Annotated in this window: 11 protein-coding genes; all 11 read right to left on the reverse strand. The window is 69.6% G+C overall.

Annotated elements, in window-relative coordinates:
• Positions 1–23: 23 nt before the first annotated feature.
• Positions 24–1196 (reverse strand): cytochrome c, encoded by a 1173-nt coding sequence (locus ETAA1_RS26085; RefSeq protein WP_145243508.1) that lies wholly within the window; start codon positions 1194–1196, stop codon positions 24–26.
• Between the two features lie 89 nt (positions 1197–1285).
• Entirely contained in the window at positions 1286–1612 is a 327-nt protein-coding gene (locus ETAA1_RS26090) for a cytochrome C oxidase subunit IV family protein (protein WP_145243510.1), read from the reverse strand.
• Positions 1613–1674: 62 nt separating this feature from the next.
• On the reverse strand, positions 1675–2472 hold the full coding sequence (locus ETAA1_RS26095; RefSeq protein ID WP_202920417.1) for a cytochrome c oxidase subunit 3: 798 nt from the start codon (positions 2470–2472) through the stop codon (positions 1675–1677).
• The gene (ctaD, locus tag ETAA1_RS26100) at positions 2462–4222 is read right to left on the reverse strand and encodes a cytochrome c oxidase subunit I (protein WP_145243512.1); all 1761 of its coding nucleotides are present in this window, start codon (positions 4220–4222) and stop codon (positions 2462–2464) included. The genes ETAA1_RS26095 and ctaD overlap by 11 nt, the downstream gene beginning before the upstream one ends.
• A gap of 1 nt (position 4223) precedes the next feature.
• Positions 4224–5351 (reverse strand): cytochrome c oxidase subunit II, encoded by a 1128-nt coding sequence (gene coxB, locus ETAA1_RS26105; RefSeq protein ID WP_238389305.1) that lies wholly within the window; start codon positions 5349–5351, stop codon positions 4224–4226.
• Positions 5345–6241 carry an SCO family protein gene (locus tag ETAA1_RS26110; protein ID WP_145243514.1) on the reverse strand — a complete coding sequence of 299 codons (897 nt, stop codon included), beginning with the start codon at positions 6239–6241 and terminating at the stop codon, positions 5345–5347. Before ETAA1_RS26110 ends, coxB begins: the two co-directional genes overlap by 7 nt.
• A gap of 61 nt (positions 6242–6302) precedes the next feature.
• Positions 6303–7091 (reverse strand): hypothetical protein, encoded by a 789-nt coding sequence (locus ETAA1_RS26115; protein WP_145243516.1) that lies wholly within the window; start codon positions 7089–7091, stop codon positions 6303–6305.
• On the reverse strand, positions 7078–8538 hold the full coding sequence (locus ETAA1_RS26120; RefSeq protein ID WP_145243518.1) for a hypothetical protein: 1461 nt from the start codon (positions 8536–8538) through the stop codon (positions 7078–7080). Before ETAA1_RS26120 ends, ETAA1_RS26115 begins: the two co-directional genes overlap by 14 nt.
• Positions 8535–9338: a c-type cytochrome gene (locus ETAA1_RS26125; protein ID WP_145243520.1), complete on the reverse strand. Its 804-nt coding sequence runs from the start codon at positions 9336–9338 to the stop codon at positions 8535–8537. The genes ETAA1_RS26120 and ETAA1_RS26125 overlap by 4 nt, the downstream gene beginning before the upstream one ends.
• Positions 9335–9937, reverse strand: coding sequence for a DUF3341 domain-containing protein (locus ETAA1_RS26130; protein WP_238389306.1), 603 nt, complete (start codon positions 9935–9937; stop codon positions 9335–9337). Before ETAA1_RS26130 ends, ETAA1_RS26125 begins: the two co-directional genes overlap by 4 nt.
• Positions 9934–11301: an NrfD/PsrC family molybdoenzyme membrane anchor subunit gene (nrfD, locus tag ETAA1_RS26135; protein WP_145243522.1), complete on the reverse strand. Its 1368-nt coding sequence runs from the start codon at positions 11299–11301 to the stop codon at positions 9934–9936. The genes ETAA1_RS26130 and nrfD overlap by 4 nt, the downstream gene beginning before the upstream one ends.
• Positions 11302–11401: the final 100 nt, after the last annotated feature.

An 11401-nucleotide genomic window follows, 5' to 3' on the forward strand; every position in this document is an offset into this window, starting at 1 on the left:
GTGGTTCGCCCCCTCACCCAGCCCTACGGGTACACCTGCGCCCGCACGTCCGGCGGCAGCTCGCGCGGGTACGGCAGCGCCCGCACGAACCGCACCACGTCCAGCAGCTGCCCCCCGGACAGCGCCGGCTGCGCCGGCATCCCCACCGGGGCGATGCCGTGCCGCACCCGCGCGGCCAGGTCTTCGGCGCGGTCGCCGCCCTTCGGGCGGGTCTGCGTCAGGTCCGGCGGCCGCACCACCGTGCCCCACACGTCGTACCGCAGCGCCGCGGTCCGGCCGTAGTTCTCGTGGCACTTCGCGCAGCCGGCGCCGGCGTCCGCCACGAACAGCTCGTGCCCGCGGGCCACCGACGCCAGGTAGTCCGGCGCCTGCCGGGCGTCGTCGTCGGGGAGCGCCGGGACCGCCGCTTGCGGCGAAGCCTCCGCCTTCTGCCACTCGGCGACGACCGCGGCCAGCCGCCCCCGCGCGAAGCCGACCGCGTCGCCGTCGGTGCCCGCCTCCCCGCCCTCGTCGGCGAGCGCGGCCAGGGTGCGGAACTCGACCTCGCCGCGAACGCTCAGGTACACCACGAACGCGGCCATCGCCTCGCGGTCGGCGTCCGGCAGCCGCGCGAACGACGGCATCGCGGTGCCGCGCAAGCCTTCGCGGACCGTCCGCAGCAGGTCGGCGCGGCGCGGCTTCATCCCGTCGCCGGACGACACGAACTTGAACGCCCCGCGGCGGAAGTCGCGCGGGTGCGGGTCGATCCACGGCCCCGTCGGCCCGCGGCCGTCGCCGGCCACGCCGTGGCACTGGGCGCAGTGCTTGCGGAACAGCCGGCTCCCCTCCGCCAGTTGCTCGGCACCGATCCCGAGGCCCGGCGACTGCGGCGCGGCGGGGGTGCCGAACGTCTCCCGCAGGAAGGTGCCGAGCTCGGCCCGCGCCGCGGCCGGCAGCGCGGCGGGGTCGGCGGTGCGGCCGCCGGCGGCGTCGAGGGCGGCGATCTCGGCGTCGAGCCGGCCGACCTCCGCGGGCCGCGGCGGGGCCGCCGTCGGCAGCGCCAGCACGAGCCGGTCCTCGCGCGGCGGGAACGTCAGTTCCGGCGGGTAGCCGGGGTTGCGGGTGCAGCCGGCCGGGAGAGTCGCCAGAAGGACCGCGACGCACGGCAGGACGAAGGGGTAAAGGGGTGAAGGGGTGAAGGGGTGATGTTCGGCCATCGTCGTCACCCCTTCACCCCTTCACCCTCTCACCCCTTCATTCACCGCGGTACGCGTCTCGATGTAACCGGGGGGACGTCGAGGAAGCGTCAGATGCCGCCGCGCCACCGGGTCAGGATGTCGGACAGCACGAGGACGAAGAAGATGCCCATGAAGAACAGCGTGGTGAACGCCGACAGCGTCACGGCCGTCTCGCCGCGGCGCATGTGCATCCAGTACCACGCCACCAGGCACGCCTGCACGGTGGCGATGCCCATCTGCACGGGGAGGGCGAGGCTCCCCAGGCCGGTCCCGGCCAGGAGGATGTTCGCCACCGCCAGCACCAGCACGACGACGTACACGGCGAAGACGCTGCCCACCGTGTCCACGTCGTGCGGGGTCGAGTCGGTCGGGGGGTGGTGCGGGTCGTGCGCCATCGCGGCCTCGTGTTCGTGGGCTCACCGCCCGCCGGCCGCAGCCGGCGGGCTTCGTCGGCTTGTCAGTGCCCGCCGCGGCTGCCAATCAGGTACAGCAGCGGCATCAGGAACAGCCAGATCATGTCGACCAAGTGCCAGTAGAGGCTCACCACCTCGACCTTGGAGTACCCCGCGGCCGGGACCGCCCCGCGGTACGCCTCGCACACCAGCCACAGGATGCACCCCAGCCCCACGACGATGTGCACGCCGTGGATGGCGGTCATGATGTAGTAGAAGCACAGGAACAGCTGCACCCGCTCGGGGCTCACCGTCCCCTCGCTGCCGGGCGTCTTGCCGTGGTTGATCTTCGCCAGGTCCTGCGACCAGTGCTCCTGCCCGCCGGTGAACTTGTAGTCCTTCACGGCCGCGGCGCTCACCGGGGCCAGCTCCTTCACCGCGCTGTCGTACTCGGTGCGGAACATCTCGCCGGGCACGAACTTCTCGTGGTAGTCGGTGCTGTACTCGAACGCCTTGAAGCCCATGAACCCGGCCCCGAGCGCGAACGTGATCAGCAGCCGGCGGATGAGCCCGGCGGTGTCGCCGAGCTGCGCCGAGCGGATGGCCAGCGTCATCGTCAGGCTGCTGGTGATGAGCAGCCCGGTGTTGAGGCCGGCGATCCACAGGATCAGGTGCTGGCTGGCGAACGCGAACTCGCCGGGGTACCAGTTGCGGTACACGGTGTAGGCGACGAACATGCCGGAGAAGAACAGCACCTCGGTCACCAGGAAGAACCACATGCCCAGCCGCTCGGCCGAGCGCTGTTGTTCCAGGTTGTCGAAGTGGTGCTTCAGCACCGTGTCGTGGTGGGTGCTAGCCGACAACTTCGGTCTCCTTGGCTTGGGCCCCGGCCGGGCCGCTCAGGCCGAGCCGGGAGGCCGGGTTGTCGTCGCTCATGCCCGGGGGTTCCGGGAGCCCGCGGCCCATCTGGTCCACGCCGATGGCGTACTCGTACGGGCCGCACACGGTGATCGGCAGGTACTCGAAGTTGAACACCGTCGGCGGGCTCGGCACCTGCCACTCCAGGCCGGTGGCGCTCCACGGGTTGGCGCTGGCCTTCGGCCCGTAGAACAGCGACAGGGTCAGGTACACCGCCGGCATCAGGTAGCCGACGCCGAGGATGCTCGCCCCCGCGGTCGAGAGCACGTTGTACACCTGGAACTCTTCCGGGTAGTTCGGGTACCGCCGCGGCATGCCGTGGTAGCCGAGCACGAACTGCGGCACGAACGTGAAGAAGAACCCGACGAAGATCACCGTCGCGCTCGTCTTGCTCCAGAAGTCGGAGTACATCCGGCCGGTCATCTTCGGCCACCAGAAGTGGATGCCGGCGAGGTACGCCAGCACCATCCCGCCCACCATCACGAAGTGGAAGTGGGCCACCACGAAGTACGTGTCGTGGAGGTGGATGTCGGTCCCCATCGTCGCCAGGAACAGGCCGGTGACGCCGCCGACGGTGAACAGCACCAGGAACGCCAGGGTGAACATCATCGGCGCCTGGAACGTGATCGACCCGCGGTACAGCGTCGCCACCCAGTTGAACACCTTGATGGCGCTCGGCACGGCCACGAGCATCGTCAGGAAGCTGAACAACAGCGCCGAGTAGTAGCTGATGCCGGCGACGAACATGTGGTGCGCCCACACCAGGAACCCGACCACCGCGATGCCGACGCTCGACCACGCCACGGCCTTGTAGCCGAAGATGTTCTTGCGGCTGAAGCACGTGAGGACTTCGCTGATCACGCCCATCCCGGGCACGATCATGATGTACACGGCCGGGTGGCTGTAGAACCAGAACAGGTGCTGGTACAGCACCGGGTCGCCGCCGATGCTCGGGTCGAAGATGCCGACGCCGGCCAGCCGCTCGACCAGCAGCAGCACCAGCGTGATCGCCACGACCGGGGTGCCGAGCAGCTGGATGAAGCTGGTGGCGTACATGGCCCAGATGAACAGGGGCAGCCGGCCCCACGTCATGCCGGGGGCGCGCATCTTGTGGATCGTCACCATGATGTTCAGCCCCGTCATGATGGAGCTGAACCCGGTGATGAACACGCCGAACACGCCGGGCGCCACGCTGGAGTGCGAGTACCGCGAGCTGTACGGCGGGTACAGCGTCCACCCGGTGTCGATGCCGCCCGCGAGCAGCCCCCACACCATGAAGGCGGCGCCGATCATGAACACGTACCAGCTGGCGAGGTTCAGCTTCGGGAACGCCAGGTCCTTCGCCCCGATCATGAGCGGGACGAGGAAGTTGCCGAACACCGCCGGGATGGACGGGATGAGGAACAGGAACAGCATCACCACGCCGTGCGCGGTGAACGCCTTGTTGTACTGGTCCTCGGTGAGGATCGCCCCGTTCGGCGTCAGCAGGTTGGCGCGCACCAGGCCGGCGGCGATGCCGCCGACCAGGAAGAACGCGGTGATGCTCACGAGGTACAGGATGCCGATCCGCTTGTGGTCGACCGTGAGCGCCCACGACCAGAAGCCGGACGTCTCGTTGATGTAGTTGCGGCCGGGGACCGCGGGCTCGGGCGGGGGCGGGGCCGTCCGCGGGGTGTCGCCGATGACGATGCTCATGTTACTGCTTCCCCCCCGTGGACCCGGCCGGCGGCGGCGTCGTTCGCGGCGCCCCGTAGGGCGCCGGCGCCTTGTCGTTCGGCCCCAGCTGCGTGCCCGGCCGCAGCCACTTGATGTACGCGACCAGTTCGTTCAGGTTGTCTTCGCTCACCTGGCTGGCGTAGTTCCCGGGCATCACCCGCTCCCAGCCCTCGACCACGTGCTTGCCGGGGTTCACGATCGAGTCCCGGATGTACTGGTCGTCGGCCGTCACGGTGGTGCCGCCCTTGACCGGCACGTCGCGGCCGTACAGGCCTTCGAGGCTCGGCGCCCGCGGGTGCTTGCCGGTGCCGATGCCGGCGTTCGGCATGTGGCAGCTCTGGCACTGGAGCCGCTGGAAGTGCTGCCAGCCCTTGTGCGCCAGCGACCCGTCCACCGGGTTGGCCGACCCCTGGGCGCCGCCCTTCCCCTCCAGGAACGCCTCGAACTCGGCGGCGGGCACGACCTTGATCCGGCCGACCATCAGCGAGTGCCACGCCCCGCAGTACTGGTCGCAGAACACGTGGAACTCGCCGAGCTTCGTCGGCTGGTACCACGTGCTGACGTACCGGCCGGGGATCACGTCGATCTTCTGCCGGAAGGCCGGCACGCCGAAGTCGTGGATCACGTCCTCGGAGATGAACGTCACCTTCACCGGCCGGTCGAGCGGCAGCACGAGGGCGCCGATGTTCTGGCGGTCCTCCTCGGTCATGTTCTGCGGGTTGCCGCCGATGATGACGCGCTGGCCGTTCGGGTACTGGGCCTTCCACATCCACTGCTTGCCGATGACGAACACCTCGGGGGCGTCGGCCGGCGGGTGGACGGCGTAGTCGTACACCCACACGCCCCAGGCGTAGAAGGTGAGGAAGATCAGCAGCGGCGTGAGCGTCCAGAACAGCTCCAGCCGGTGCGACCCGAGGATGCGCGGGGTGCTGATGGGGCCCGGCTTGCGGCGGTACGCGACGCAGCAGAACGCCAGGAGGGCGCACACCAGGAGGAACCCGGCGGCCGTCCAGAACGTGATGTACCAGAAGAGCGGCTCGAACCGGTCGGCCATGACCGACGCGCGCTCGGCGATCGCCGGCAGCGGACCCCTGTTCCCGTCTAGCACGTCGCGCCCTCCTCGGGCTTCGCGGACCCGCCCGCGCGGGCGGCGGCCGTCCGCCGCTCCCGGACCTTGAAGAAGACCACCGCCGCGGCGAGCGTCAGGACCGTCAGCACGCCGGCCGCCCGGACCGCGAGCATCACGTTCGGCGTGTACTTGTGACTCTGGTAGTCGAACCGGTAGCACCGCAGGATCAGCCGGTCCAGCAGCGAGCCCGTCTTCCCCTCGCTCGCCTCGACCAGCGACAGCCGCAGCGTCGTGGTGCCGCCGGGGACCCGGTAGTTGCCGTCGTACTTGATGCCGTAGAAGTACCGGGCGATCGTGCCGGACGGCGTGACCACCGTGACGCCGCTCGGGTGGTCGTACTCCTTGAACACCCGGTCGTAGGTGAACCCGAACCCGACGGCCTCGGTCAGCTCGCGGATGGGCTCGCGGCGGCCGGTGAGGAAGAACCAGCCGTTCTCGGCGCCGGGGCGGCCGTACTCGGCGAGGTAGAACTTCTTCTTGTCCGCCGCGAGGCTCGGCGTCTCCTTCGGGTCGAAGCTGACGACGACCACGTTGAACGCGGTGCCGGCGTCGAACCCGGGCGGGAACAGCCGCAGCGCCTCGACCAGCCCGTTGAGCACGTCGGTGCAGTTCATCGGGCAGCGGTAGTAGGCCAGCACCAGGATCGTCGGCTTGCCGTTGACGCACTGCCCGAGCGTGACCTCCTCGTTCCGCTCGTTGCGGAACACGAGGCCGAGCGGCAGCTGCGCCCCGACGTGCTCGTCGATCTTGACTTCGGGGTTGGGGACGCTGCGGCCTTCCCCGGGCTGCTGCGTAGGCGCACCCTGGGCCGCCGCGCGGGGCGCGGCGGGCGCGAGGAGGGCGACGGCGAGCAGCAGGCGGCGGGTCACGGGTTCCTGTCGATTCCGGGCGACGCCCACCCGTCGCGGCGGGTGGGCGTTCGGGGTAGTGTTACTTCTTCGCCGGCTCCGGTGCCTTGGGCGCGTCCGGCGCCTTCGGCGCGGCGTCGCCCTTCGGTGCGGCCTTCACCTCCGGCGCCTTCGGCAGCCCGCCGCGGCCGGCGTTGCCGTTCGTCGGCTGCTGCTCCACCGGCTGCGGCCGCGGGCCGCCGGCCGACGGCAGCAGCTTCTTCTCGATCACGAGCTTCATCGCGTCGTCGATCGGGATGCGTGCCGTCGTCTTTTCCTTGTTCGTGAACTCCGCCCGGTTCAGCGGCGCGTACCGGCCCGGCAGCAGTTCCTCGGGGTGAACCCACGGCGAGTTGCCGGTCGGCACCGGCGGCTCCGTCGTCACCTGGTAGACCGCCTTGTCGTTCCCCTGGAGGCGCTGGAGCGTCTCCAGCCGGGGGGCGTCCACCTCGGACGGCACGCTCGTCGAGCCCTTCTGGCTGATCCGCGCCAGCCGCTCGTTCAGCGGGGCCTCGCCGCGGGCCAGGCCGGCCGGGTGCGAGCGCGGGTCCGGCTCCTTCGCCTTCGCCATCACGTAGGCGAACACCGCGGCGGCGACGCCGAAGCCGATCACGAACGACACCACCACGGCGAACGGGATGCTCAGGATCGGCTTGACCTCGAACACGTCCGGCTCGTGCCCGAGCTTCAGCGCGGCGGGGTCCACCCCGCCGCCGCCGCCGCTGTCGTCGGGGGCGGACAGGTTCGTCGCGTCGTTCGGCCAGTTCGGGCCGGCGCCGGGCGCCGCGCCCGGCGGGATCGGGGCGCCCGGGGGCGGGTTAGTGGTGCTCACTGTGGCCCTCCGGCAGGTAGTACAGCTCGTTCACCGGCAGCAGCGGCCGCTTCTTCAGGATGCTCAGGAACACCAGTCCCCACACCCCGCCGATGCCGACCACCGCCCCCACGTCCATCAGCACGAACGTCGGCGAGGCGTGGTCGTAGGTCGGCGACACCCACCACACCACGTCCACCGCACACACCACGAGGATGTAACACGCCATCGCCCGCAGCCGGTACGGGTGCAGCTTGATGTCGCGGAACAGCAGCAGCAGGAACGGCACCGCGAAGTGGAACACGATGAGCCCGGCGCTCACCGCCCACCACCCGCGCGACGACCGCTTCAGGTAGAACGGGATCTCCTCGGGGAGGTTCCCGATCCAGATCAGCATCATCTGCGAGAACGACGTGTAGCTCCAGAACAGGGTGAACGCCAGCATCAGGCTGCCCATGTCCAGCTGGAACTTCGGCCGCAGGCTGCTCTTGAACGGCTCCCGGTGCGAGACCGACAGGAACACGACGAGGCAGAACGCGAAGGCGACGAGGAACTGGTTCACGGCGTAGATGACCGGGAACATCGTGCTCGCCCACCCGGCCTCCAGCGACATCGTCCACTGCGTCGACGCGGCGGTCGTCGTCAGCGCGAAGATGATGAGCCCGGGGCCGGAGAACTTGTTCAGCGCCTCGCGGGCGCCGTCCACCTTCACCCACTGCTCCTCGGGCGTGCCCTGGCCGATGACGGCGTCGGACACCGCGCCCTGCTTGTTGATGTAGGCGATCATCGCCCACCAGATGGCGAACATGACCACGAACAGGCCGACCATCGACGGCGCCGACAGGAAGCTGAACGTGCCTTTGCGCCGGGCCTCCGCCTCGTGAGCGTGCGCCTTGTGGACCTGCCCCTCGGCCGCCGCCATCCGCTCTTCCCACTTCAGCGTGATGCGGTCGGTCGGGGCCGGGCCGGTCGCGGCCTCCTTGGCGGCGGCCTTCGCGGCCGCTTCCTGCTTCGCCTTCACGTCGTTGTCGTGCGCCTCGCCGCTGTGGTGCGTGTCCGACCACCAGTACGGCGACTGCCCGTCGTGCAGGAACGCCCCGATCACGACGGGGACGAACAGGACCGCCAGCAGCGGCAGCGTGCGCGACGCGGCCTCCAGCGGCCGGCGGAGCAGCAGGCCCCACGACGTCTTGACGAGGTAGTGGATCATCAGCAGGGCCAGCGCGCCCATCGGCAGGCACAGCCAGAACGTCCACCCCGCGAGCCACGACATGAGGAGCTGCCGGACGAGGCCGGGGTACTCCTCGGCGTGGGCCGGGTCGAGCGAGCCGGCGTACAGCGCGGCGCCGATGCCGTAGAGGGCCAGCCCGGCGACGCCGGCGATGCCGGCGAAGCGGGTGGGCGCCGCCCACATGTCGGCGGTCGGCTGCGGGGCGGCCGGCGGGGTGTCGGTCGGAGCGGTCGTCACGGCTGGTTCCCCCCGGCGTTGATCCGCCCCACCACGTCGGCCGGCAGCTGGCCCACCTCGGCCCGCTGACTCAGCTGCAGCGCCCGGACGTAGGCGATGATCCGCCACCGGTCCGCGGGCTTGATCTGGGCGGCGTAGCTCCCCATCGCCCCGTAGCCCTTGGTGATGACCTCGAAGTAGTACCCGACCGGCACGTCCCGCATCGGGATGCGGACGTCCCACTTCCAGAACCCGCGGCTGAAGCCGAGGTTGATCTGGCCGAAGTCGGCGGGCTCGTTCGCCTCCACCGGCTCGGTGTGGAACGACGTGGGCTTCAGGTACCCGCGCTCCCAGATCTTCCCCTTCCCGTTGCCGAGCGGCCCGTGGCACATCGCGCAGTAGGCGGTGAACCGCCGGCCGCCGATGTCCAGGTCCTGGGCCGTGATCTCGAACGGGAACTCGGTGACGTACACCTGCGGGCTGCCCGGCTGCCGCGGGTCGAACCGCGGGGCGCCGTAGCTCGTCTCGCGGTCCTCGGCGGCGACCGCGGCGGCGGGGTCCACCTTCTTGTCGCCGCGCGCCCAGAACCGGCCCCACTCGGCCGGCGTCAGCCCGGTCACGAGCGGGTCGCTGTCGAGGTATTGGCCGCGGTGGACGACGCCGCGCTCGAGCGGGCGGTTGGAGCGGCCGTCTTCGAAGAAGTCGGTCGGCTCGTACGGCTTGTAGTACGGCTGGTCGCCCATCTGCTGCTTGCACCCCACCACGCCGGCGGCGAGGGCCAGCACGAGGGCGCGCAGGAGGTAGTCGGTGCGGCGAGTCATTCCATCACCTCCTCGACCGACACCGGGTTCAGCGTCGCGGCGAACGCCAGCGTGGCGGCCGAGTCGTACTTCGGGTCCACCGCCTCGATGGACAGGAAGAACTGGTCGCGGGAGAACCGGTCGAACGCCGTGCTGTTGAACAGCGGGTGGTTCAGCCGCGGCAGCCCGCACAGGGCCATGAGGCCGAAGAACCCGCTGAGCGCGGCCGTCAGCACCATCATCTCGAAGGCGATGGGGACGAACGACGGCCAGCTCATGTACGGGCGGCCGCCGATGTTCAGCGAGTACCCGTAGGCGTTGTTCCAGTACTGCATGAAGAACCCGGCGAACGCCCCGGTGAGGCCGCCGATCAGCATCACCGCGCCCATCTCGGACTTCGGGTAGCCGATGGCGTCGGCCGTCTCCGCGACCGGGTACGGGGTGTGGGTGTCCAGCCGCGTGTACCCGGCGGCCACGGCCTTGCGGGTGGCGACGACCAGGTCGTCGGCGGTGGCGAACCCGGCGAGGACGGCGAACGGCTTGGGCGCGTCCGGGTCCGGGCCGTGGGGCACGACGGTCGTGTCGACCATCGGCACGATGGTGGGGATGTCCACGTTCACGGCGCGTTCTCCATGATCGAGTGCCCGCCGCCGCCGCCCTGCTTCTTCGGGAGGAGTTCCCGCATCTCGGTGATCGAGATCATCGGCAGGTAGCGGATGAACAGGAAGAACAGGAAGAAGAACAGACCCAGCGACCCGACCATGGTCGCGTAGTCCCAGATCGTCGGGTTGTACCGGCCCCAGCTGCTCGGCACCTGGTCGCGGCTGAGCGTGATGACGATCACGTACCGCTCGAACCACATGCCGATGAGGATGGAGATGCAGCACACCTCCAGCCAGAACTCGCTGCGGCGGACCTTCTTGCTCCACAGCAGCGTCAGCGGGATGCCGCAGTTGAAGAAGATGAGGCACCAGTACGACCACCCGTAGGGGCCGAAGATGCGCTCGATGGTGGTGCCCCACTCGTACAGGCTGTGCCCGTACCACGCCATCCACACTTCCGAGAAGTACCCGTAGGTGACCAGGAAGCCGGTGGCGAGCATCACCTTCGCCATCACGTCCATGTGGTGGTCGGTGAAGAAGTCTTCGAGCTTGTACCAGTGGCGGATCGGGATCGCCAGCGCCACCACCATCGCGAAGCCCGAGAAGATGGCCCCGGCGACGAAGAACGGCGGGAAGATCGTGGCGTGCCACAGGGGCACGATCGACACGGCGAAGTCGAAGGACACGACCGTGTGCACCGACAGCACGAGCGGGGTGCTCAGGCCGCCCAGCAGCAGGTACACCTTCTCGTAGCGCCGCCAGTGGATGGCCGAGCCGCGCCAGCCGAGGGCCAGCAGGCCGTACAGGATCCGCTGCCACTTCTTCTGGGCCTGGTCGCGGAGGGCGGCCAGGTCGGGCACGAGGCCGATGTACCAGAACACCAGCGACACGGTGAAGTACGTGGTGACCGCGAACACGTCCCACGTCAGCGGGGAGCGGAACTGCGGGTACACGCCGGCGATGTTGGGGAACGGGTACAGCCAGTAGAAGAACCACGGCCGGCCCATGTGGATCAGCGGGAACACGCCCGCGCACATGACCGCGAAGATCGTCATCGCCTCGGAGAAGCGATTGATGCTCGTGCGCCACTTCTGGTGGAGCAGCAGGAGGATGGCGGAGATCAGCGTGCCGGCGTGGCCGATGCCGATCCACCACACGAAGTTGATGATCGCGAAGCCCCAGGCGACCGGGACGTTGATGCCCCAGATGCCGACGCCCATGTAGAAGAGCCACGCGACCGAGATCGCGAGCACCTGGAGCATGGCGAAGCCGGCGAGGAAGCCGATCCACCAGCCGCGCGGGTGCTTCCCCTCGAGGACGACGTTGCCGATGGCGTCGCCGACGCTGACCAGGTCGTGCTTGTTGAGCACGAGCGGGTGCATTTCGGGCTCGAGGGGGAGGTCGTTCCCCGGCCGGGCGTGTTGCGTCGCTGTCGCTGCCACAGGTTGCCCCTTCGTGGGATGCCCCGTCTGTCCGCTTCTC

The sequence above is a fragment of the Urbifossiella limnaea genome, from assembly GCF_007747215.1.
GTDB classification, from domain to species: domain Bacteria; phylum Planctomycetota; class Planctomycetia; order Gemmatales; family Gemmataceae; genus Urbifossiella; species Urbifossiella limnaea.

Excerpts from the sequence above, each read along its gene's own strand:
- nrfD (WP_145243522.1), bottom strand. The coding sequence starts at position 11,301 with ATGCACCCGCTCGTGCTCAACAAGCACGACCTGGTCAGCGTCGGCGAC.
- ETAA1_RS26085 (WP_145243508.1), bottom strand. The coding sequence starts at position 1,196 with ATGGCCGAACATCACCCCTTCACCCCTTCACCCCTTTACCCCTTCGTC.
- ETAA1_RS26090 (WP_145243510.1), bottom strand. The coding sequence starts at position 1,612 with ATGGCGCACGACCCGCACCACCCCCCGACCGACTCGACCCCGCACGAC.
- ETAA1_RS26125 (WP_145243520.1), bottom strand. The coding sequence starts at position 9,338 with ATGACTCGCCGCACCGACTACCTCCTGCGCGCCCTCGTGCTGGCCCTC.
- ctaD (WP_145243512.1), bottom strand. The coding sequence starts at position 4,222 with ATGAGCATCGTCATCGGCGACACCCCGCGGACGGCCCCGCCCCCGCCC.